The 23,348-nt window shown below is 56.2% G+C and carries 19 protein-coding genes and 2 pseudogenes; 7 read left to right on the top strand and 14 right to left on the bottom strand.

Annotation, left to right across the window (positions count from 1 at the left end; genetic code table 11):
* The first annotated feature begins 178 nt into the window (after positions 1–178).
* Both RHM65_RS04055 and mdoH read left to right on the top strand, forming a co-directional pair.
* On the top strand, positions 179–2,065 hold the full coding sequence (locus tag RHM65_RS04055) for a glucan biosynthesis protein G (RefSeq protein ID WP_322184297.1): 1,887 nt from the start codon (positions 179–181) through the stop codon (positions 2,063–2,065).
* The gene (mdoH, locus tag RHM65_RS04050; protein ID WP_322167211.1) at positions 2,058–4,634 is read left to right on the top strand and encodes a glucans biosynthesis glucosyltransferase MdoH; all 2,577 of its coding nucleotides are present in this window, start codon (positions 2,058–2,060) and stop codon (positions 4,632–4,634) included. Before RHM65_RS04055 ends, mdoH begins: the two co-directional genes overlap by 8 nt.
* A gap of 140 nt (positions 4,635–4,774) precedes the next feature.
* On the opposite strand, the gene RHM65_RS25280 is transcribed toward mdoH, so the two are convergent.
* The 13 genes and pseudogenes from RHM65_RS25280 to ubiE form a co-directional block, all read right to left on the bottom strand.
* On the bottom strand, positions 4,775–5,488 hold the full coding sequence (locus tag RHM65_RS25280) for a methyl-accepting chemotaxis protein (RefSeq protein ID WP_416195134.1): 714 nt from the start codon (positions 5,486–5,488) through the stop codon (positions 4,775–4,777).
* Between the two features lie 141 nt (positions 5,489–5,629).
* A pseudogene (locus RHM65_RS25275) lies at positions 5,630–6,589 on the bottom strand (methyl-accepting chemotaxis protein); the annotation flags it as partial.
* Positions 6,590–6,887: 298 nt separating this feature from the next.
* The gene (locus RHM65_RS25270) at positions 6,888–7,601 is read right to left on the bottom strand and encodes a methyl-accepting chemotaxis protein (protein ID WP_416195133.1); all 714 of its coding nucleotides are present in this window, start codon (positions 7,599–7,601) and stop codon (positions 6,888–6,890) included.
* 147 nt (positions 7,602–7,748) lie between these two features.
* A pseudogene (locus RHM65_RS25265) lies at positions 7,749–8,804 on the bottom strand (methyl-accepting chemotaxis protein); the annotation flags it as partial.
* A gap of 95 nt (positions 8,805–8,899) precedes the next feature.
* A complete protein-coding gene (locus RHM65_RS04035) occupies positions 8,900–9,607 on the bottom strand; it encodes a 16S rRNA (uracil(1498)-N(3))-methyltransferase (RefSeq protein ID WP_322184291.1) in 708 nt (235 codons plus the stop codon).
* On the bottom strand, positions 9,604–10,404 hold the full coding sequence (gene tatC / locus RHM65_RS04030; protein ID WP_322167215.1) for a twin-arginine translocase subunit TatC: 801 nt from the start codon (positions 10,402–10,404) through the stop codon (positions 9,604–9,606). The genes RHM65_RS04035 and tatC overlap by 4 nt, the downstream gene beginning before the upstream one ends.
* Complete coding sequence (tatB, locus tag RHM65_RS04025) at positions 10,401–10,907, bottom strand: Sec-independent protein translocase protein TatB (protein WP_322184289.1); 507 nt, start codon at positions 10,905–10,907, stop codon at positions 10,401–10,403. The genes tatC and tatB overlap by 4 nt, the downstream gene beginning before the upstream one ends.
* 10 nt (positions 10,908–10,917) lie before the next feature.
* Positions 10,918–11,196: a twin-arginine translocase TatA/TatE family subunit gene (locus tag RHM65_RS04020; protein ID WP_322167217.1), complete on the bottom strand. Its 279-nt coding sequence runs from the start codon at positions 11,194–11,196 to the stop codon at positions 10,918–10,920.
* Positions 11,197–11,225: 29 nt separating this feature from the next.
* Positions 11,226–11,558, bottom strand: a complete 333-nt coding sequence (locus tag RHM65_RS04015; protein WP_322167218.1) for a phosphoribosyl-ATP diphosphatase — start codon at positions 11,556–11,558, stop codon at positions 11,226–11,228.
* Positions 11,551–11,952 carry a phosphoribosyl-AMP cyclohydrolase gene (gene hisI / locus RHM65_RS04010; RefSeq protein WP_322167219.1) on the bottom strand — a complete coding sequence of 134 codons (402 nt, stop codon included), beginning with the start codon at positions 11,950–11,952 and terminating at the stop codon, positions 11,551–11,553. Before hisI ends, RHM65_RS04015 begins: the two co-directional genes overlap by 8 nt.
* A gap of 60 nt (positions 11,953–12,012) precedes the next feature.
* Positions 12,013–13,644, bottom strand: coding sequence for a ubiquinone biosynthesis regulatory protein kinase UbiB (ubiB, locus tag RHM65_RS04005; protein ID WP_322167220.1), 1,632 nt, complete (start codon positions 13,642–13,644; stop codon positions 12,013–12,015).
* Complete coding sequence (locus RHM65_RS04000) at positions 13,641–14,264, bottom strand: ubiquinone biosynthesis accessory factor UbiJ (protein ID WP_322167221.1); 624 nt, start codon at positions 14,262–14,264, stop codon at positions 13,641–13,643. The genes ubiB and RHM65_RS04000 overlap by 4 nt, the downstream gene beginning before the upstream one ends.
* Positions 14,264–15,034 (bottom strand): bifunctional demethylmenaquinone methyltransferase/2-methoxy-6-polyprenyl-1,4-benzoquinol methylase UbiE, encoded by a 771-nt coding sequence (gene ubiE, locus RHM65_RS03995; protein WP_322167222.1) that lies wholly within the window; start codon positions 15,032–15,034, stop codon positions 14,264–14,266. The genes RHM65_RS04000 and ubiE overlap by 1 nt, the downstream gene beginning before the upstream one ends.
* 156 nt (positions 15,035–15,190) lie before the next feature.
* Between ubiE and RHM65_RS03990 the strand changes: the two genes are divergently transcribed.
* From RHM65_RS03990 to RHM65_RS03970, 5 genes are all read left to right on the top strand, one after another.
* On the top strand, positions 15,191–15,466 hold the full coding sequence (locus RHM65_RS03990; protein ID WP_322167223.1) for a polyhydroxyalkanoic acid system family protein: 276 nt from the start codon (positions 15,191–15,193) through the stop codon (positions 15,464–15,466).
* Positions 15,467–15,860: 394 nt separating this feature from the next.
* Positions 15,861–16,298 carry a phasin family protein gene (locus RHM65_RS03985; RefSeq protein WP_322167224.1) on the top strand — a complete coding sequence of 146 codons (438 nt, stop codon included), beginning with the start codon at positions 15,861–15,863 and terminating at the stop codon, positions 16,296–16,298.
* A 10-nt stretch (positions 16,299–16,308) separates the two neighbouring features.
* Positions 16,309–17,106 carry a phasin family protein gene (locus RHM65_RS03980; protein WP_322184287.1) on the top strand — a complete coding sequence of 266 codons (798 nt, stop codon included), beginning with the start codon at positions 16,309–16,311 and terminating at the stop codon, positions 17,104–17,106.
* A gap of 179 nt (positions 17,107–17,285) precedes the next feature.
* Positions 17,286–19,391: a type VI secretion system tip protein VgrG gene (locus RHM65_RS03975; protein ID WP_322184285.1), complete on the top strand. Its 2,106-nt coding sequence runs from the start codon at positions 17,286–17,288 to the stop codon at positions 19,389–19,391.
* A gap of 17 nt (positions 19,392–19,408) precedes the next feature.
* A complete protein-coding gene (locus RHM65_RS03970) occupies positions 19,409–21,970 on the top strand; it encodes a hypothetical protein (RefSeq protein ID WP_322184283.1) in 2,562 nt (853 codons plus the stop codon).
* A gap of 690 nt (positions 21,971–22,660) precedes the next feature.
* Here RHM65_RS03970 and RHM65_RS03965 read toward each other — a convergent pair.
* Positions 22,661–23,275, bottom strand: coding sequence for a TetR/AcrR family transcriptional regulator (locus RHM65_RS03965; RefSeq protein WP_322184281.1), 615 nt, complete (start codon positions 23,273–23,275; stop codon positions 22,661–22,663).
* Positions 23,276–23,348 lie beyond the last annotated feature (73 nt).

Below are 23,348 nucleotides of genomic sequence, written 5' to 3'. Positions count from 1 at the left end.
CGGGCTACTAGATAATCGCGCGCTACGGGGATCAACGTTCGTTGACCCAATGATATAGCCAGAGGCTGGTCCGACGCTGTGCAGGGAATCATTACGCCCTTCCGGAGTCGGAACAATGCTCGCCAATTCGCCATGCGTTACCAGGCTGTTGGTTTTTTGATCTGTTTTTCGGCGAGGGTTGCTCGTGATTGTTAGTCCCTGTATTGCTCCAATGACACCTGCTAAACGGTTGCGCAGTGCTCTGCTGGCTGGCTCGGCACTGATCTGTCTGTTCGGCTCGAGTTCGCTTTGGGCGTTCGATCTTGAAGACGTCGCGGCCAAGGCTAAAGACCTTGCCGGGCAAAAATTCGAAGCGCCCAAGAGCAATTTGCCCAACGAATTTCGCGACATGAAGTTCGCCGACTATCAGAAAATTCGTTTCATTCAAGACAAGGGCCTCTGGGCTGGGGACAAGACGCCGTTCAAGGTGTCCTTCTACCACCAGGGTATGCACTTCGATACACCGGTCAAAATCAACGAAGTCACCGCTACTGACGTCCAGGAAATCAAATACGACCCCAGTCATTTCGATTTCGGCGACGTAAAGTTCGACCCAAAAGCCACTGAAAATCTCGGTTACGCCGGATTCCGTGTGCTGTACCCGATCAATAAAGACGACAAGAACGACGAAATCATGACGATGCTGGGCGCGAGTTACTTCCGCGTGATCGGCAAAGGTCAGGTTTACGGTCTGTCTGCCCGCGGCATGGCCATCGACACCGCGATGCCATCGGGTGAAGAATTTCCTAGATTCACCGAGTTCTGGATCGAGCGTCCAAACCCGGATGACAACCATCTGGTCATTTACGCACTGCTGGATTCGCCCCGCGCAACAGGCGCTTATCAACTGACCCTGCGCCCGGGCACTAACACCCTGGTTGACGTCAAATCGCGCATGTACTTGCGCGACAAGGTTGGCAAACTGGGCGTTGCTCCCCTGACCAGCATGTTCCTGTTCGGCGCCAATCAGCCGTCCCGCGTGCTCAACTACCGTCACGAGCTGCATGACTCCAGCGGTCTGTCGATTCAGGCAGCCAATGGCGAGTGGATCTGGCGTCCGTTGAATAACCCTAAACACCTTGCCGTCAGTAACTTCTCGGTCGAGAACCCGCGCGGCTTCGGTCTGCTACAGCGTGGCCGTAACTTCAGCCATTACGAAGACCTGGATGATCGCTACGACAAACGCCCAAGTGCCTGGATCGAGCCAAAAGGCGACTGGGGCAAAGGCACCGTCGATCTGGTAGAAATTCCGACCGCAGATGAAACCAACGACAACATCGTTGCGTTCTGGAAGCCGGCCGTTGTTGCCGACCCAGGCCAACCGATGGACTTCAATTACCGGATCCACTGGACCATGGACGAAGATTCGATTCATTCGCCGGACTTGGGCTGGGTAAAACAAACTCTGCGTTCTACCGGTGACGTCAAGCAATCGAACCTGGTTCGTCAGCCTGATGGCAGCGTCGCTTTCCTGGTCGACTTCGAAGGCCCGGTGCTTACCAAGTTGGGTCAAGACCCGGCGATTCGTAGCCAAGTAACCACCGACGACAACACCGACCTGATCGAAAACAATCTACGCTATAACCCAGTGACTAAAGGCTGGCGCTTGACCCTGCGGCTGAAAGTCAAAGACGCCAACAAGTCGATCGACCTGAAGGCTTACTTACTGCGTGAAGTGCCTGCCGAGCCGGGTAAAGAACCTGCGCTTATCGCTGAAAAGGCTGACAAGAAGGTTCAGAAGAAGACTGATACCAAGCCGGCTCCTGCGCCTGCCGCACCGAAGGATGACAAAACCGTCAAGGCCGACACGGCCAAGCCGGCTGAGGCAACTAAGCCTGCTGATACCAAGCCCGATGCTGGCAAGGCTGACGCCGCAAAAGCCGACGTAGCGAAAGCTGATGCGGCGAAAGAGAACAAAGAAGCCGCGCAGCCTGCTAACGAAGCTGCCCCAACTAATCCGGAACCGGCCAAGAGCATACAAGTCTTGACCGAGACCTGGAGCTACCAGTTGCCCGCCGATGAGTGATTCCCAAACCGTGCCAGTGTCTCTGACCGAGTACCTGGCGCATTTGCCCATGAACGATGCTCAGCGGGCGGAACTCGCCAACTGCACATCCTTCGCCCAGCTGCATGAACGTCTTTCCATGCAGCCGGCGGCAGATGCTGCCAACGCCGCTCAGGCATCTGTTGGTCGTCGCCTGACATTGACCACCGCCGACGAACTGGAAGAGGCAGAAATGCTTGTTCTCGACGCCAGCGGTAGGGTTTGCCTCAAAGCCACGCCGCCGATTCGTCGGACCAAAGTCGTGCCCGAGCCTTGGCGCACCAACATCCTGGTGCGTATCTGGCGGCGGATGACCGGCCGCACCAATCTTCCTGATCCACCCCAGCGCGAATTGCCTCAGGCCCGTTGGCGGTTTGTAGGTTCGCTGCGCCGCTACATTTTGCTGGTGCTGATGCTGGGTCAAACCATCGTCGCCAGCTTCTACATGAAAGGCATCATGCCGTATCAAGGCTGGTCGTTCGTGTCGTGGGACGAAGTATCGAGTCAGTCATTGACCCAAACAGCGTGGCAAGTACTGCCTTACGCTCTGCAAACCAGCATTTTGTTGCTCTTCGGGATTTTGTTCTGTTGGGTGTCAGCGGGTTTCTGGACGGCGCTGATGGGCTTTCTGGAACTGCTCACTGGGCACGACAAATACCGCATCTCCGGTGCTAGCGCGGGTGACGAGCCGATTGAAAAGGGTGCCCGAACGGCTCTGGTGATGCCGATTTGCAACGAAGACGTCGCTCGCGTGTTTGCCGGTTTGCGCGCCACGTTCGAGTCAGTCGCTGCCACTGGCGATCTGGATCGTTTTGACTTCTTCGTGTTGAGCGACACCAACGACACGGACATTGCGGTGGCTGAGCAACAGTCCTGGCTTGACGTATGTCGCGAAACCAATGGCTTCGGCAAGATTTTTTACCGCCGCCGTCGTCGCCGCGTGAAACGTAAAAGTGGCAACCTCGACGACTTCTGCCGTCGCTGGGGCGGCGATTACCGCTACATGGTTGTGCTGGATGCCGACAGCGTCATGAGCGGTGAATGCCTGACCAGCCTGGTGCGCTTGATGGAAGCCACGCCAGACGCCGGCATTATCCAGACCGCGCCACGGGCGTCGGGCATGGACACGCTTTATGCGCGCATGCAGCAATTTGCTACGCGGGTATACGGTCCACTGTTTACGGCCGGCTTGCACTTCTGGCAGTTGGGCGAATCCCACTATTGGGGACACAACGCAATCATCCGTATGAAGCCGTTTATCGAGCACTGCGCTTTGGCGCCACTGCCTGGTAAAGGCGCTTTCGCCGGTGCGATTCTGTCCCACGACTTCGTCGAAGCTGCGCTTATGCGACGTGCCGGATGGGGCGTGTGGATTGCCTACGACTTGCCCGGCAGCTATGAAGAATTACCGCCTAACCTGCTGGATGAACTCAAGCGCGACCGTCGTTGGTGCCACGGCAACCTGATGAACTTCCGGTTGTTCTTGGTCAAGGGCATGCACCCGGTTCACCGTGCAGTGTTTCTGACCGGCGTGATGTCGTACTTGTCGGCGCCGCTGTGGTTCTTCTTTTTGGTGCTGTCGACCGCGCTGTTGGCGGTCAACACGCTGATGGAGCCGCAGTATTTCATGGCGCCACGCCAGCTCTATCCGCTGTGGCCACAATGGCACCCGGACAAGGCCGTTGCGCTGTTCTCGACCACCATCGTGCTGTTGTTCTTGCCTAAGCTGTTGAGCATTATCTTGATCTGGGCCAAAGGCTCGGTTGGTTTCGGCGGTCGGATCAAAGTGACCCTGTCGATGCTCATGGAAATGTTTTTCTCGGTGCTGTTGGCGCCGGTACGGATGTTGTTCCACACCCGTTTTGTATTGGCTGCCTTCCTGGGCTGGGCCGCAACCTGGGACTCGCCGCAACGCGATGATGGCTCTACGTCGTGGCTCGAAGCGACCAAGCGCCACGGTCCTCAGACCTTGTTGGGTGCGTGCTGGGCGCTGTTGGTGGCGTCGCTCAACCCAAGCTTCCTCTGGTGGTTGGCGCCTATCGTCGGTTCCTTGATGCTGTCGATCCCGGTCTCGGTGATTTCCAGCCGGGTCACGCTTGGTCTCAAAGCGCGGGACGAGAAGCTGTTCCTTATTCCTGAGGAATATGCGCCGCCGCCAGAGCTGATTGCGACGGACAAGTACAACCATGAAAACCGCTGGCATGCACTGAAACAGGGTTTCATTCGGGCGGTGGTAGATCCTCAGCAGAATGCACTGGCGTGTGCCTTGGCCACGTCGCGGCACCTGCAGTCAGAGCCGGTAGAAGGGACGCGTATCGAACGCGTTCGTCAGGCGATGAAGGTGGGTCCGGATAATCTCACCAACCAGGAGCGTCTGATGCTGCTAAGCGACCCGGTTGCCTTGGCGCGCTTGCATGAGCAAGTCTGGAGTGAAGGTCATCCGCAATGGCTGGCGGCATGGCGAGAGTCAATCGCTGCCGACCCGCACGCGCCCCTGTTGCCCCTGCAACCGGTGACCCACTCCTTAGAGCCGTTACTGGTTAACGCCTGATAACGTCCTGAAGTGAAATGAAAACGCCGCTGAGGTCATTCTCAGCGGCTTTTTTTTGCGCTGATTCCCTGTAGGAGCCAACGTGTTGGCGAGGGTCCGACTCGGTCCGTCTAAACGATAGCCTCGCCAACACGTTGGCTCTACAGATTAAACCGGCTCAACAATCCCTGAAGGCGAGTACCCAATCGCGCCAGTTCAATGCTGGAGGCGGCGGTCTCTTCGCTGGCGGCCGCAGTTTGTTCGGAGATGTCTCTGACGTTCAATACGCTGCGGGTGATTTCCTCGGCCACGGCAGTTTGTTGTTCTCCTGCCGTCGCGATCTGTTGATTCATGCTCTGAATCGTCGACACCGTGCGGGTGATCTGTTCCAAGGCATGGCCGGCTTGACGGCTGAGTTCGACGCCTTTGTCGGTGAGGGTGCGGCTATTGTCGAGGGACGGCGCGACCTGTTGCGTGCCGTTCTGCAAGGCAGCAATTAATTCTTCAATTTCTTCCGTGGACTGCTGCGTGCGCTTTGCCAGGCTGCGCACTTCATCAGCCACCACCGCGAACCCGCGCCCGGCTTCTCCCGCCCGCGCGGCCTCAATGGCAGCGTTTAGCGCCAATAGATTGGTTTGTTGCGACACCGACTTGATCACGTCCAGCACGCTGCCAATTTTGTCGCTTTCGGTCTTGAGCTGGGTCATGGCGTGAGTCGAATGCACAACCTCGGCCGCCAGCAGTTCAATTTGGGTGATCGCTTCGGACACTACTTTGTCCCCGTCACGCGCTTGTTGATCGGCCTGAGTAGCCGCGTGGGAAGCCTCTTCAGCGTTGCGTGCGACTTCCATAACGGTAGCGGTCATCTCATTCATGGCGGTGGCGACCTGATCGGTTTCGTCTTTTTGCGTGGTCACGCCGACGCTGGTCTGCTCCGTCACCGCAGACAACTGTTCCGCTGCGCTGGCGATTTGGGTCACGCCGTCGCCGATTCCGCCAATCAGCTCGCGCAGGCTTAGGGTCATTTGCTGCATGCTGGCTTGCAACTGGCCCATTTCATCACTGCGTTCGATGATCAGGTCGTGGCTTAAGTCGCCTTGAGCGATCCGGCCCGCGGCTACCAGGGTTTGCTGCAAGGGCACGATGATTTGCTGGGTCATCAACCACGCGGCGAAAAGACCCAGCAATAACGCCAGACTGGCGACACTGACCAGCGTCGTACGCGCTCGGGCCGCCTCAGTGTCGCGCTGAATCACCTGCTTGCTGCTCAACTCGGCGCTAGAGGCGAGCAGCGTATCGCCCAATGCTGCCATGGTCTCCTGCGCAGTCTCGGTTTTGACCTGCATTTCCTTGAACTCGCTGAGTCGGGCGCGATAATCCTGCAGCGTCTGATTAGCCTGTTGCAGTCCACCAACAGTGGCATCGGCTTGATCTTGGGCGATCTGGCTGACCTCTTTGATCGCTTCGTCGATGGCAGTGAGGGCCGCCAGTTCATAGCTTTCCTGACCGCTGAAGGTATAAGCCTGAACCTGATAGCGGGCCACCTGGATCTGCTGGCGTAACTGCGAAATATTGGTGAATTCCTCAAGCCGGTCGCTGCTGTCCTGCTCTTGACTGACCGCTTTCAAAACTTCAGTTTCCACCTGCGCTACTGTTTGCATGGCGTGCTCGGATTGTTTTTCGAGCTGTATGCGGGTCTTTTCGCGGTCTCTCAGGGTTTGGGCCAGTTGCTCAAATATACTTTCAAACTTACGCACATTTTCGCTCTGATCGGACAGCAGCGTCAGGCTGCCGGGGTCGTCCATGCTTTTGCGTAACGCGTCGAGTTGGTCTTCCAGCTCATTTAGACGCTTGACCACTGCAGCGGCGGACTCAGGTGTGTTCTCGATGCGAAAGAAGGTTCGCTCAATGCGTAAGTCTTTGGTCGCACTGCTCAGTTGCCCAATCGCCGACAGCGATTCCGAGCGCTCGACCATGGTGTCTAGCCCGTGCCAGCCGGTCAGTGTGATCACCAGCGTCAACAGTAAAACCAGGCCAAAGCCTACGGCGAGTTTGAGTTTGACGCGGGTATTGCCAAGCATTTTGGACAGGGATTGGAACATGAGAAGTTCTCCTGTGATGACGACGAGACGTCGGCGAAACAGAATTTCGCCTTGATCAGCGCATCGGCAGGAGAGGGTGTTGCGCGACCTGAATCGGTCGTAGGAAAATTCTGAATATTCAAAAAGGGAGCTCTGCCCCCAGTGTTTACTGGGGGCTGGCTAGCAGCGCGTTCTAGACTTTGAACTTGCCAACCAGTGTTTGCAGCTGATTGCCCAAGCGTGCCAGTTCGACGCTGGAAGCTGCGGTTTCCTTGCTGGCGGCGGATGTTTGTTCAGATACGTCGCGCACGTTCAGTACGCTGCGGTTAATCTCTTCGGCCGTAGCACTCTGCTGTTCAGCGGCGGCTGCGATTTGCAGGTTCATAGACTGAATCGCCGAAACGGTGCGTGTGATGTTTCCCAGCGAGCTACCGGCGCGACGGGTCAAATCGACGCTGCTGACGGTCAGGTTGCGGCTGTTTTCCATGATTTTCGCCACTTGCTGCGTGCCATTCTGCACGCCAGCGATCAGTTCTTCGATCTCCTCGGTGGACTTCTGCGTGCGCTGGGCGAGGCTGCGTACTTCGTCCGCCACCACCGCAAAACCTCGGCCCGCCTCACCGGCGCGTGCCGCCTCGATGGCGGCGTTGAGCGCCAACAGGTTAGTTTGTTGAGCCACGGACTTGATCACATCGAGTACGCTGCCGATTTTGTCGCTTTCGCGCTTGAGTTCGTTCATCGCTTCGGTTGAGTTGCCCACTTCACCGGCCAACAGCTCGATCTGGGCGATGGCTTCGTTGACCACTCGATCACCCTCGCGGGCTTGCTGATCGGCGGCAACGGCGGCTTCGGATGCTTCTTCTGCGTTACGCGCGACTTCTTGAACCGTAGCGGTCATTTCGTGCATGGCGGCAGCCACTTGATCGGTTTCAAGCTTCTGGCTATCGACGCCCGCGTTGGTTTTTTCGGTAACGTCCGACAGTTGCTCGGCGGCGTTGGCAATCTTGGTCACGCCCTCGCTGATGCCTGCGACTAATACCCGCAGGCCCACCGTCATGTGCTGAATGGCGCGTTGCAATTGGCCCAATTCATCCCGCCGTTCGACGTGCAAATCCTGGCTCAAGTCGCCTGAGGCGACTCGCTCCACGACCTTGAGTGTCTCTCGCAATGGGACCACAATTTGACGGGTGATGGCCCAGGCCGATATCACCCCAAACAACGCCGCGAGCGCCATGGCAAGGGTAAGCATGGACCGCGCTTGAGCGCTGTCTGCATCACGTCGGGCATTTTGCGAGGCGGTCAATTGAGTGCTGAGCCCTTGTAGGCGTTTGCCCTGGATCGCCATCTTTTCCAGCGCTTGCTTGCTCAGCATCTGCGCATCGCGGTATTGGCCGACAGCGTCACGGTAAGCCTTGAGCGCATCGCTGGCGTCTTTGAGTTTGACCAGGTACTCAGACGGTATTGAGCCCGGCAGGCTATTAAGACCGACTAATGCTTCGTCGATGGCTGCCGTAGCGCTCTTTTCGAATTCCGGCTTGGCGCTGTAGGTGTAACCGAGCACCTGAAAGCGCGCTTGTTGAATCAGCTTGCTCAGGTACACCACATTGTTGAACTCAAGGATGCTGTCGCCTTGGAGCAGGGATTCCTCAATGCCGGACACTTTCTCCACGGCAAGGTCGGCGGTGGCCCCAAGATGGTCGCGGCTTGCTTCGCGCGTCTGGATGGCCTGGGTCATCTCACTGAAGGCGCGGCGATATAGGCTGTTCCCCTCTGCCTGCTCGTCGAGCATTTTTTGATCAGTTGGCACTTCTAGCAGGGCGTGGGCTCGGGCGATGCCTTGCTCAATGTGATCGAGTGCGTCGGTCACTTCCTTCGCGGATTCTGTATTAAAAAACGACTCGTAGTGCAACCGTGCGATACGCAATTGGGTGGTCAAGTCAGTCAGTCGGGTGATAGATGCCAGCTTGTCGCCCCTATCAATCAGCGTCGACACACTGAACCAGCCCGTCAGGGTGATCAGCACCGTTAGCACTAACACCGTGCCGAAGCCGCTAGCCAGTTTCAGACTAACGCTTACGTTTCCCAGGTTTCGTACTAACCAGCGGTACATGGCAGCCCCTCGACTTTTAGTTGTTATAAATGTGCTTGTCTATCGGCGGGATAGTTGGGAACTGTAGCGCTGACTTACCGACGGTTCGGTCAGGTTTAAAACAACCGGGCAAGGAGGGCGGTAACGGCGGTTTCAACGCGCAAAATCCGCTCACCTAGTTGCACAGGTTGAAGTCCGGCTTTGTTTAACAGGTCAACTTCGTAGGGTATCCAGCCGCCTTCTGGGCCGATGGCCAGCGTCACCGGTTGAGCGATGCCGCGTGGGCAGGCGGGGTAGTCGCCGGGGTGGCCGACTAACCCCAGAGTGCCTTCAACCAGTTGCGGTAGGCGGTCTTCAACGAAGGGTTTGAAGCGTTTTTCAATGATGATCTCGGGCAGCACGCTGTCGCGGGCTTGCTCCAGGCCGAGGATCAGTTGTTCACGGATGGCTTCAGGTTCAAGGAACGGGGTCTGCCAAAAGCTTTTTTCGACTCGGTAGCTGTTGAGCAAAATCACCCGAGGCACGCCCATTGTCGCGATCGTCTGGAACACACGGCGGAGCATTTTCGGCCGGGGAAGGGCCAGCAGCAGGGTCAGCGGCAGTTTGGCTGGCGGCGCACGATCAAGGCTGATTCGCAGCTCGGCCTCGTGGTTTTCCAGCCGCATTAGCTCGGCTGAGCCCAGCAGGCCGCCAAGTTGCCCTACTCGCAGCGTGTCACCCACCACTGCGCGATGCACCTCTTGCATGTGTTTGAGACGGCGGTCGCGCAGCACGACCCGATCAGCCGAAATAAAGTCGGCGTCTTCGAGTAACAGTAAATTCACGGCTGGGTCGCTGGTGGCTGGTCTTGCTTGTCTTCTTCATCGGGCTGGTCGTCCGGGTGATCGCCACGTTTGACGATCATTCCGCTGCACAGCACCCCTATTTCGAACAGCACCCACATTGGCACTGCGAGCAAGGTCTGCGAGAAAATGTCCGGTGGGGTCAAAATCATCCCGACGACGAAGCAGCCAATGATCACGTACGGACGCATTTTCCTCAGGTATTTGACGTCGACAATGCCGATCCATACCAGCAACACCACCGCCACCGGAATCTCGAACGCAACGCCGAACGCCAAGAATAGCGTCGTGACAAAGTCCAGGTAGCTGGCGATGTCCGTCATCATCGAGACGCCTTCGGGCGTTACGCTGGCGAAGAAGTGGAAAATCAGCGGGAAGACCAGGAAGTAAGCGAAGGCCATGCCTGAGTAGAACAGGATGATGCTCGACACCAGCAACGGCACGGCGACGCGTTTTTCATGCTTGTACAGGCCGGGAGCGATGAACCCCCAGATCTGGTGCAGGATCACCGGCATCGCCAGGAACAGTGAGCACATCATGGTCAGTTTGAACGGCGTCAGGAACGGCGACGCCACGTCGGTGGCAATCATCGTCGCGCCTTCGGGCAAGTAAACCCGAAGCGGTGCAGAAACCAGCGTGTAGATCTTCTGGGTGAAGGTGAACAACCCGGCGAAGATCAAGAAAATCGCAAACACGCAACGCAGCAATCGCGTACGCAATTCAGTGAGGTGAGAGATCAGCGGCATCTGCTGATCGTTTTCCGGGATTTCTGCGCTCATGGGGCTCGCGGTGGCAAAGTTGAATCGTTGGCGGAAGGCTCGCTCGGAACCGGGCTCACATGTGCAGCGGGCGTTGCCGTTGCTGTCGGCATTGACGTGTCATCGGAAGGGACCACAACGGCAGCCTCGGGCGACGCCAGCGGCGCGGCAGTTAAAGGCGCGTCCGCTACCGAAGCCGTCGGCGGGGCAATGCTGTGGGCTTCAGCCGATGGGTTGATCGTCGCGACGGGTTCGGCCTGCATTTGCTGCGGAGGCTGTAGCGGGGCGAAAATCTTCTTCGCGTCCTCTTCCAGCGACATGATGTGCTCGTTGTGAAGCTGACGACGAATTTCGTCGGCGCCGATTTCGCGCTCCACTTCCTGTTTGATCGCGTTGAAGCTGCGTTTCAGCCGCCCAATCCACAGGCCAGCCGTGCGCGCCGCACCCGGCAGGCGCTCAGGCCCGAGAACCAACAAGGCGACGAGGCCGACGAGCAGCAGTTCAGAGAAGCTGATACCAAACATTCAACACGACCTAGTCTTTACGGATGGGCTCTTCGACTTTATGCGCTTGCACGTCGATGGTTTGCGGTTCATGCAATGTGGACGCCTGAGGTGCGGCTTGCGGCGGCTGCATGGGTTGCACCGGCGGCTGCGGTTCTGCAGGCTTTACTTCTTCTTCATTCATGGCTTTGCGAAAGCCTTTGATCGTTTCGCCGACATCCGAGCCTAGGTTTTTGAGCTTTTTGGTGCCGAATACCAGCACGACAACGACCAAAATGATGATCCAGTGTTTCCAGTCAAAAATGCCCATGAAACATTCCTCTTAATAGTGATGCTTGTTTAATCGGCCGGGCGTGCGGCTTTTTCCACGTGCCCGGACAATCCAAAACGGCGATCCAGCTCATCCAAAACCGCTTGGGGGTGTTGGCCTAAGGCTGCGAGCATGACCATGCTGTGAAACCACAGGTCTGCGGTTTCGTAGATGACATCGCTGCAATCCCCGCTCACGGCGGCATCCTTGGCGGCGATGATGGTTTCGACCGATTCTTCACCGACCTTTTCCAAAATCTTGTTCAAGCCCTTGTGGTACAGGCTGGCGACGTACGAACTGTCGGCAGCGGCGCCTTTGCGTGACTCAAGCACTTCGGCCAGGCGGGCCAGGGTGTCATTCATGTGTGTGTCCTGCCTGATAGATAGCGTGCGGGTCTTTCAACACCGGGTCGACAACCTTCCAGCCAGCGTCGTCATAGACCCGATAAAAACAGCTCTCACGTCCCGTGTGACACGCGATTCCACCGACCTGTTCAACCATTAGGATAATCACGTCGGCGTCGCAATCGAGGCGCAGTTCGTGAAGCTTCTGTACATGCCCCGATTCTTCACCTTTGCGCCAAAGTTTTCCACGGGAACGCGACCAGTAAATGGCTCGGTTCTCGGCGGTGGTCAAACTCAGGGCTTCGCGGTTCATCCAGGCCATCATCAGTACGCGGCCGGTTTTGTAATCCTGAGCAATGGCAGGCACCAGGCCGTCACTGTTCCAGTTGATTTCGTCTTGCCAGTCTTTCATTGTCGACTCCGGCGGCCAGGCCTACAGGCCCGGCGGGTTAAATAGTGTGCCAGTTGCGAGCTATCGACGCACGACCAGATACAAGCCAGCGGCCAGCATGATCCAGGCAGGCCACGCCGCCAATGCGACCAATGCGCTGCCGCCGGCCGCCAAGGTCGATGCCATTACCGCGCCACCCGCCAGCAATACCGCACCGATCAGCCTTAGCGCCCAGCCATCGCCGCCCCGTGGCGGCCGCTCACGCCATGGCGCAGGCGGATCCGAAGCGTGGGGCTGAGACATGCGCTCCAGCAGGTCCCGGGTCATGCCGGCCAAGTGCGGTATCTGCTCGACCTGCGATTGCAGGTTATGCAGTAAAGTTTTCGGGCTGACGCGCTCGCGCATCCAACGTTCCAGAAATGGCTGTGCGGTACTCCACAAGTCCAGTTCCGGGTACAGCTGACGGCCAAGGCCTTCAATGTTGAGCAGGGTTTTCTGCAACAACACCAGTTGCGGCTGGACTTCCATATTGAAACGACGCGCGGTCTGGAACAGGCGCATCAGCACCTGACCAAACGAAATGTCCTTTAACGGTTTCTCGAAAATCGGCTCGCACACGGTACGAATCGCGGCTTCGAACTCATTGAGTTTAGTCTCCGCAGGTACCCAGCCCGAATCGATGTGCAACTGCGCCACGCGTCGATAGTCGCGCTTGAAGAACGCAAACAAGTTACGCGCCAGATAATCCTGGTCTTCCGGGGTCAGGCTGCCGACGATGCCGCAATCGATGGCGATGTACTGCGGGCTCCACGGATTGACGGTACTCACGAAAATGTTGCCAGGGTGCATGTCGGCGTGAAAGAAGCTGTCGCGAAACACTTGAGTGAAGAAAATTTCCACCCCTCGTTCGGCCAGTAACTTCATGTCGGTACGTTGATCGGCCAAGGTCGCCAGATCAGTGACTTGAATCCCGTAGATACGCTCCATCACCAGCACTTTCGGGCGGCACCAGTCCCAATACACTTGGGGCACGTACAGCAACGGCGAGCCTTCGAAGTTGCGTTTAAGCTGGCTGGAGTTGGCCGCTTCGCGCAACAGGTCGAGTTCGTCGTAAATGGTTTTTTCGTAATCGCTGACAACATCTACCGGGTGTAGCAAGCGGGCGTCGGCCGACAGTCGCTCAGCAATCCGCGCCAAAATGAACAGCCACGCCAAGTCTTGGCCGATGATCGGTTTGAGGCCGGGGCGCACGACCTTGACCACCACTTCTTCGCCGGTTTTAAGCCGCGCAGCGTGTACTTGCGCCACCGAGGCCGAGGCCAAAGGGGCAACGTCGAAGCGGCTGAACACGGCACTGATTTTTGCGCCCAACTGTTGTTCGATCAGATTGATGGCCAACTGCGAATCGAACGGCGGCACGCGATCCTGCAAATGCATCAGCTCGTCGGCAATATCCTCAGGGAGCAGGTCGCGTCGAGTCGAGAGCAGTTGACCGAACTTGATGAAGATCGGCCCGAGGTCTTGCAGGGCTAAACGCAGGCGTGCGCCTCGGCTCAGGTCCAGGGTTTTGCGCGGGAACCAGCGCCACGGCATGACATAGCGCAAGGCGAGCATCCACCACGGCAACGGCAGGGCGAATAGCAAGTCATCAAGACGGTAGCGAATAACCACGCGTTGGATGCGAAACAAACGGCGGACGGCAAGCAGCTTCATGCGTTATCGCTGGGTTTGAGGAGGAGGGCAAGGCGCTCAACACGCGCCTCGAGACGTTCAAGGTCTTGCTTGGTCTGGTCCAATTCAGCAAAGCGCGCTTGCGCTTCGCGGTGACCGACCAGTGTGCGCGACTCCTCACTGAGGTAGTCGGCAAGGTTGTGCGTCAGGTTGGCCACGCCGTCGCGGGTCCAGCGGGCGCTACTGCGCAGATGACCGCTGAGGAGCGGACTGGCAATAGGACCGAGCCAGCGCGAGAGTTCATACTCCCAATCCAGTTCAAGGTCTTGCAGCACCCCGGCCAGCTCCAGCAAAACCGCGCTATCACCTTCCAACTCAACGTCGGGGCCATGCAATACGGCAGTTTTGTCTTGGCTCATCGCTAGGCGCAGCAGCGTCGATGCCGGTGCCCGAAGGGTACAATCGGGCTCTGCTTCCCAGTGAGCGGCCAGCAGCAAGCCTTCGTTGCTGGGCAAGATGAATAGCTGCAGCGCCGGGCTACGGCAATCAACAGCAACCACTTTGCCTGTCAGGCGTTCCAGACGTGGCAAGGCGGTGCTGTCCATTCGCAGCACACGGTTGATGCCGTGTTCGACGCTAGCGAGCAAGCCCCTGAGTATCATCAGGGTTTGATGCCGCGATGCAGGGCGACGATGCCTGCGGTCATGTTGTGGTAAGTCACGCGGTCGAAGCCGGCTTCTACCATCATCGATTTCAGGGTTTCCTGATTCGGGTGCATGCGGATCGACTCTGCCAGGTAGCGGTAGCTTTCAGAGTCGTTGGTGATCAACTTGCCCATCAGCGGCATGAAGGCGAACGAGTACGCGTCATAGGCTTTGGACATCAGCTTGTTGGTCGGTTTGGAAAACTCCAGGACCAACAGGCGACCGCCGGGCTTGAGTACCCGCAGCATCGAGCGTAGGGCATCTTCTTTATGGGTCACGTTGCGCAGGCCGAAAGCGATGGTCACGCAGTCGAAATGGTTGTCTGGGAACGGCAGTTTTTCCGCGTCCGCCTGGACGAACTTGACGTTGCCCGCCACGCCTAGGTCAAGCAGCCGGTCGCGACCCACCTTGAGCATCGACGCGTTGATATCGGCCAACACGACTTCGCCGGTCGGTCCGACCAAATGCGAGAATTTTTTCGTCAAATCACCGGTGCCCCCGGCGATATCCAGCACTCGGTTGCCGGTCCGTACGCCGGACAACTCGATGGCAAAACGCTTCCACAGCCGGTGCATGCCACCAGACAGTAAGTCATTCATCAAGTCATATTTGGCCGCTACAGAGTGGAAAACCTCAGCAACCTTCTCGGCTTTCTGGCTTTCCGGCACGTTTTTGAAACCGAAGTGAGTGGTGGGTTCGGCATCGCTGCCTTTGCGCTGATCATTCATGTCGCTGTCACCGGAAGAGAATGCCGGTCATTCTAATCCCGGAGGCTGGCTTTGTCTTGGCAAGGCTTAATGTAAGTATAGTGACGCGCCGGGACCGATTGACGCATCCGACGTTAATTGAGTGCTGGCTGAACCTATGGATACAGGAGTTCTTCGATGGCCCGAATTAGCGTTGAACGTGCCCACGACCTAGGTCGTGAAGCAGCAAAAGAGAAAGCCGAAATACTGGTGCAGAAACTGGCCGAGAAATATTCGGTCGAGCCAAAGTGGTCAGGCGACACCGTCAAACTGGCGGGTTCAGGCGTGAGCGGCACCGTGAGTGTGTTTGATGAAGTGATCACCGTTGAGGTTGAAGTCGGCTTCCTGATGTCAGCGTTCAGCAGCACCATCAAGAGTGAAATCGAAAAAGCGCTGGATAAAGCGTTGGTGTGACAGGACTTCCCCACAGGTCTTGTGTTGGCTGCCGATAGCGCCCGGGTTGCCCGAAGTAGCCGTAGGAGCCAACTTGTTGGCGAGGTTCCTTCGGACCTGATCGCAGCCTTCGGCACCTGCTTCAGAAATCTGTGCAGCCCCAGAATCTGTGGGACCGAATTTATTCGGGAAGGCTTCAGTCCTGACACCCTGCAACCTCAAACCACACAAAGTGCCACCCAGTTTGCTGCGAGACAGCGCAGCGTCGAAGACGTGGCGGACCCTCCTACAGAGATTGCGTATCTACAAAGAGTGAACAACCTAGGGTGAGCATTCTAATTTTTCTGATTACTTTGGCTTCCATGCCCACTAACCGTCTGGGCAGTTCCTCCAACCCTTGAGCGTGAGGTGCACCATGGCCAAAGTAACCTTGAAAAAGAAAGTTGAAGCCGAACAGGCAACCGCCCTTTCCGAAGTAAAACTCTATGCCCGCAAGATCTGGCTGGCAGGCCTGGGTGCCTACGCCAAGGCCGGCTCTGAAGGCGCCGATTACGTCAAAGAGCTAATTAAGACCGGTGAAGTCGCCGAGCGCGAAGGCAAAAAAGTTATCGGTAAAAAAATCGAAGCTGCCAACAGCGAGATCAACAGTGATATCGACGACGTCAAACGTGAAGTCAAAGGCATGAAGGGCAAATTCGAAGTGCAATTCGAAAAAGTCGAGCATGCTTTTGACCGTCGTGTCTCTCGTGCCTTGAATCGCTTCGGAATTGCGTCTAAACATGATGTTGAGACACTGTCTGCTAAGCTCGATGGGCTGACGGCATTGCTTGAACGTATTGCGCGTAAACAATAAGGAGAGCGGGATGGCTGGTAAAAAGAAAATCGAAAAAGAAGGCAGCTCGTGGATCGGCGAGGTTGAGAAATACTCCCGCCAAATCTGGTTGGCTGGTTTAGGCGCTTACTCCAAGATCAGCAATGACGGAAGTAAGCTTTTCGAAACGCTTGTGAAGGACGGCGAGAAGGCTGAAAAGCAAACCAAGAACGGCGTCGACAAACAAGTTGACGCTGCCAAGGCAACCGCTAAAACGGCAAAATCCCGTGTCGGCGATGTCAAAGACCTGGCGATGGGCAAGTGGAGCGAGCTTGAAGGTGCGTTCGACAAGCGCCTCAATAGCGCCATTTCTCGCCTGGGTGTACCGAGCCGCAACGAAGTCAAAGCGCTGCACAGCAAGGTCGATTTGCTCACCAAGCAAATCGAAAAACTGACCGGTGCATCGGTGGCGCCAGCGTCGAAAGCGGCGGCTGCGAAACCTGTAGCAAAACCCTTGGTCAAGGCCGCGGCAAAACCCGCAGCCAAGCCAGCGGCAAAAGCACCGACGAAAACCGCAGCGGCCAAGCCAGCAACTAAAGCTGCTGCCAAACCCGTCGCGGCTAAACCGGCAGCCGCCAAGGCCGCCGTTAAATCTGCTGCAAAAGCAGTAACGACCAAGCCGGCAGCAGCAAAACCAGCAGCGGCTAAAAAGCCAGCAGCGCCTAAAGCGGCAACGCCTAAGCCTGCAGCAAAACCGGCTACAACCCCCGCCCCAAGCGCTTCAACCGCTCCAGCTGCAACCGCTGCGCCAGCAACGACCCCCTCGTCGACGCCAGCCAGCCAGTCCTGATTTTTGCGGACTGCCCAAGCCCGGCCGTGAGGTCGGGTTTTTTTATCTCGGAAATATGTCTGCCGGAAGGATCGCTCTGATTTTCGGAGGTGTCCTACAAGCTTCTAGGCTGTTCCCGATATTCGTGACGTTTTTCTCTCCGCACACTTTGGTTATCTTTCCGATGCGAAGAGGTTTCCATGTCCCAGGCCGCCGTCCCAGCCTTCACGCTGAATGTGAAAGGTGTTGAATCCCGCCATTTTCAAGTCCTCGCATTTGATGGCACCGAAGCCGTCAGCACGCCGTACGCCATCACCGTCGAACTGGTCAGTCGGTCGTCTGGTATTGAGCTGTCGGACCTGCTGCACAAGGCGGCTTTTCTCGGTATTGGCCCGGACGGTGAAGGCATTCACGGGCAGATTCACTCCATCCACAAAAGCGATTCCAATGCCCGGCTGACCCACTACGTCGCGGTGCTCAAACCATCTCTCGCGTACTTGGAACACAGCAGCCACCGCCGCTCGTTCCAGCAGATGAGCGTGCCGGCGATCATTCTTGAAGTGCTCAAAGAACACGGCCTGTTTGACGGCCTGGACGTGCAATTCGACAGTGGCGTGACCCGCGCTCCGGTCCGTGACTATTGCGTTCAGTACGACGAAAGCGACCTGCACTTCGTCAATCGGCTGTGTGAAGAAGACGGTTGGTTTTACCGTTTTGAGCATTCGGCTGACGGCCATCGGTTGATTTTCGCCGATGACGAAATAATGTTTCCCCACGCGGCGCGGTTGGCGCTGCCGTTCAAACCGTTGAACGGCATGGTGCCCGAGGACTGTTCGATTCAGTCCTTCGGCGTGCGCCTGGCGGCACGCACCAGCCACGTGGTGCATCGCGATTACGATTTCCAGAAAGCTGGTTATTTATTGGAAAGCGTTAGAAGTCCGCAGGCGACCCCAGCCCAAGCCCAAAGGGGTGAGGCCCTGCATGTCGAACCGAAGTTTGAGCATTACGTCTATCCCGGTCGTTTTCTGGAAGACGATCACGGCAGACGATTATCCAACCGAGACCTGGAACGGCACCGCACGGATTTTCAACTGGCCGACGGCAGCAGCGATCACCCGGTGTTGCGCAGCGGGACGGTGATCCAGCTGGAAGAACACCCGCAGCTGAAATGGAATAACCCGTGGGTGCTGGTTTCAATCAAGCACGAAGGGCGGCAGCCGCAGGTATTGGAAGAATTGGGCGCTGACGCCCCGGTCGCCGCCGGGAAAATCGCTCAGGGTTATCGGAATTCCTTCACCGCCATCCCCGAAACCATCCAGTTTCGCCCCGCCTTGAGGCACCCCAAACCGCTGATTCACAGCACCCAAACCGCCAAGGTTACCGGCCCGGAAGGCGAAGAAATTCACTGCGATAAATTCGGCCGGGTAAAGGTCAAGTTTCACTGGGACCGCCGCGAGCTGAATGACGAAACCACCAGCTGCTGGGTGCGGGTGGCGTCGAGTTGGGCGGGCAACAGTCATGGCGCGGTGACCTTGCCTCGGGTCGGCATGGAAGTGCTGATTTCTTATTTGGAAGGCGACGCGGATCGGCCGATTATCATGGGCTGTTTGCCGAACAGTCTGAATCCGGTGCCCTACGAATTACCGGCGAACAAAACCAAAAGCGTGTTTCGCAGCCGCAGCTCCAAGGCCAGCCAGGGCTTCAATGAAGTCTATTTTGAAGATCGCGATGGCGCTGAACGGGTCTACCTGCGTGCCCAGCGCGACATGGAGCAATTGATTCAGAACGATAGCCGCCTTGAAGTGCGCGGTCAGCGGCTGGAGACGATCAAAGGCAACAGCACCACCGTTATCAAGGCCGAGCAACACCTCAAAGTCACTGGCGCGCGCAAGGTGCAGTTGTCAGCGGGGGATCATCTGCAAGTGGCCGGCTCCAGCCACACCCGGGTCGGCGGCGCACTGGTCATAGACGCGGCGGAAGAAGTACACCTTTCTGGCGCAAATATCGTTATCGATGGCGGCATCACGCTGACCCTCTCCATCAATGGTCAGCATCTGGTGCTCAACCCAGCGGGCATTTTCTCCAGTGTGCCGATTCTGTGCGGTGGCGCACCTGTTCCGGGGACGCCGGCTGTGCCGTTGTCGCCTGACGACGCCATGCTGCTAAGCACGGATGAACTGGATAGGACGCTCATTTATACAGGGCAAATACCGAGCGCGGGGCTCGACGTGGTCGCGTCAAGGCCTCCATCAGCGCCAACCCCCCGGTCCTCTAAAACCCCCGATGCCACTCCGTTCTCCAATTGATCGTTGGTAAATGAACCATGTCTGATTTTCAGTTCCCGATTCGCAAAGCCGACGGCAGCCCCTATAAAGACGCCGACCACGTTCATCGCCTGCTCGGAAACGAACAGTCAGGCTTCTACTTGTTAGGTCAAAATCGTTATTGGCACGGTGGCATACATATCAGCGACCGTAGCGCGCCGCAGTGCGTATACAACCAACCGGTTCGCTGTATAGCCGAGGGCGAAGTGGTCGCCTACCGCTTGAACAAAGACTATTTAGTTTCTCAGCTAGAACCTGAGTCAGACGCTCAGAAATTTCAGTATTCCACTTCGTTTTGCCTTGTTCGCCACACCCACAAATCGCCGCCTAATCCCGAAGAAGGTCCGAATCACGGGAAGCAAAACAGCCTGGTCTTCTACAGCCTGTACATGCATCTACTGCCATATGACTGTTATCGAAGCGATGACCCGACTTACAAGAAAAGGGTAGAAGTTGTCATCGGCGGTTGGTCTGCGCGCAATGTGCCATTGGGTGAGCCGGGCAGTATGAAGTTGGGCGTTATTTCACCCGGAACACAGTTCGATATCGTCGAAGAGAGTGCACCGTCCAATGGCTACCGCTTCGTAAAAGGCGTCATCGTCCGGGGGCAGGTAGGCAGGCTTAAAAAAGGCGATGAAGTCTGGTTCGCGGATCAGCGCGATGGGCAAGCGATTCGTGGGGAGCATGGCCAGTTACAGTTGAAACCGGTGGCGGCACCTGCGCGGACCAAACCCAAATACTGGCAAGGTAGGGTGACCGCGAGGGTCATCAACGAAAGCGGGATGCAAATGTACTGCCCGCGCGCGAACGGCGAATTTGGAGTACCGATTTCGTCAAACTGCCATTTACCCCATGGGTACGGCTTCAGCTTCGACAGCGAAAGCACTCATCCAGTGCGGATGCAGGATGGCAGTGTTCTACCCACCGCTGAGTGCATTCCCTATAACGCCGTCATCCGCGGAGAAACGATGCCGCAGAGTTACTGGGCGTTTGTAGACGACAAGAGCATCGAGCACCTGAGCGTGGAACCGTCTCGGCTGGACAGCGTTATCGTGCCCGGCACGCCTATTCCGATAAAAGCCGGCGATCCGATCGGTTACCTCGGTCTGTATGAAATGCCAGACGGTGCGAGTAAGAAAACCCCGCATCAAATGCACTTTGAAATATTCACCTGTGATCCGGGCCTGGACGCTTTCCTGAACAATGACGCCAAGCTCACGCACGGCAAGCAGTACCTTGAAGTCCTAAAGTTGCAACCGACTATCGTTGGGAGAGACACCGAAACCGATAACCCAACCTACTTGTTTAAAGACCATATATTTGCACTCAACGCCCTACCCATCGTTAAAGACGAGAACCGCAATGACGCCTACCAAATCACCGTCCAAGAGCGTGCCCGAACCAAAGGCAAACCCCTTCGGAGCCTCACTGCGCTAATCAAAAAAGACAGCGTCGATCAAGAGGGCTCTGGTGTCAGGATCGTCAACCAATACGACTTGAGCGCGATTGGTTTCAAAGTCGTCGAGCAGCATGCTCAAAACAGTTTCAATCCGCTGACCCCCGAACGAATCGACAGCTTCTACGCCCATCTCCATGCCCTTGCTGACCGAAACAGCGACGGCAACGTTACAGCTGAAGAACTCCAGGAAACCCTGAAAAACCCGGAATTCAGATCCCGTTGGTCAAAACTCATCGCCTACCACTACACCGAATGGCAAACCAAATCCGATGGCGACAGATGGCAAGCATACAGAGAGCAACTCAAAGACAATCCCAACTACCTGCGGCATGAAAGCGAACGTATCGACAACTTGGTGTTCTGGGATGACGTAGCGAAGGCAGTTGGGCTACCAGAAGATGGGCGCGTTTGGCACTTTCATCCGGTTGAGTTTGTGGCCGCGCTCAGCGACAACTTAATCGATGAAAACAGTTTAGATTGGCTGACGGTACCTCATGGGCAATTGACGTTTGATGTTGAAGGCAATGACGCGGCCGATCCCGCTAACGGACTTCATCGTTACTTCAGCAGAAAAATACACTGGCCTGGAGGCGCCTCCGGAATAACCATTGGACGCGGCTATGATTTGGGCCAGCGCCCGAATCCTGAAATTGATCTGGTATCTGCCGGTATTTCTGAGCCTCTGTTGGGTTGGTTGTTGGGGGCGAAAGGACTTAGCGGACAAGCTGCTCAAGCTTATCTAGGCGGTGCAACTGCTGGGATTAAAAATTCTGTGATATCGCGGAAACAGCAATATGAATTGTTTTTGCCGGTTTATGACGAAATGAAAAAGAACGTATTACGGATTTCAAGTGACAAGCGATTGTTAAGTGATTACGGTTCGCTAGATTGGAATAATACGCACCCAAAAATTCAAGACGTTACGGTAGATTTGATCTATAGGGGCGATTATACGGCACCTTCGAGAGCTTATATTCAGAGAAGTATAGTTGAAAATAATTTTCCAGCTTTTTGCCAAATAATTCGTGATCGCTCTCGTTGGCCAAATGTTCCGCCTGACCGTTTCAATCGGCGTGCGCTTTACTTAAGTGTGACGCAATGAATTGGTTCGCAGGAATAGTGATGCTATTGCCATTAAGTGCGTCGGCCTTGAATATTGAATATCAGAAAATAGCGACAGCTGAGTCGTCAAGAGTTGGAAAGTTAGTGGTCCGTTATTTCATGAGCTTTGAAGATCCTTGCCTGTATGTACAATTATTATCGCCGGGTGATAATTGGCAAGTCATAAAGTCTAGTTCGATTTGTAGCTTTCAAGGTCGTTCATTTTCAACTGAGTTCGCCCATGTCGGTTTCGAAAACATCTCTGTAAGCAACGGTGCGATTAATTTAGTGCTAAGGATATTTCCTTTGCGTGCGTCGGGCGAAGTACAAAGAAGTTGTACGATAGCGGTTGGGTCTGGCATTATTGGACCTCTCCAATGTGGCCCTCCGGTTAGCCCTGAGTATGATTGAAGACCGTAGCAAATAAGATCGGCGTCGGCCTGATTGCGGGGTTTGTATATTCTGGATCAATACCTCCCTAGCTATATCGTTACAATGGTGCGGTGATGTCGTTTTGATGGGTCTCCTGAATCACCGCTTTCGGTACGCTAACTTTTATCATACAAACAGCGCATACCTTATTGAATTACAGACTCTAAATCGTAGGAGCGAACTTGTTCGCGAGGCGGCTTGCCGGGCACGCCGCTGAGAATGCTTCGCCAACAAGTGGGCTCAGTATTTGTGGAAACACCTACTGCTCCAAATACCGCTTCGCCCCGTCTTCAACCGCCTCCTTCGACCCTGCAATCAAATGCGGCGCGACGAGCATCATGATTTGGTAAACCACCACCCGAACTTGCCCTTCCTTACCCAAGATCCGCTGGTAATCCAGCGAGAACAGCAGGGTCATGCTGATCTGTTCGAGCAGTTGCCCCAGCGCTTGGGTGTCGCTGACCATTTGTCCTTGCGCTTTGAGTTGGGCGAGCAACGACGCCAAGGTGCGTTTGAGGGCGTTGAGCAGATTGCGGATGCCGCGCGCCAGTTTTGGCAGACGGCCGGCGAGATTGGACAGGTCTTGGAACAGGAACCGGTAGTGCGACAGATGTTCGACGATCAGGTGCAGGAACAACCAGTAATCTTCCGGTGCCAGCTGTGCGTTTGCCGGTGGATCGAGCAACGGCGTGAGTTCGGCTTGAAAGCGCTCGAACAGCCCCAGCACCAGCGGTTCTTTACCGTGAAAGTGGTAGTAAAGATTGCCAGGGCTGATGCCCATTTCGTTGGCAATTCCCAGGGTCGAGACGTTGGGTTCACCCTGCTGGTTGAACAGGTGCAGCGCACAATCAAGGATACGGTCGCGGGTTTTCATCCAGTCTTCTTGTTTGGATTGATTTTGCAAAATCTGTAGGAGCCAACTTGTTGGCGATGCGATTGACCGAGCA

The organism is Pseudomonas sp. CCI4.2 (assembly GCF_034350045.1).
Taxonomy (GTDB): domain Bacteria; phylum Pseudomonadota; class Gammaproteobacteria; order Pseudomonadales; family Pseudomonadaceae; genus Aquipseudomonas.
The sequence above is the reverse complement of the archived record's forward strand: the minus strand, read 5'-3'. Positions and strand labels throughout refer to the sequence as shown.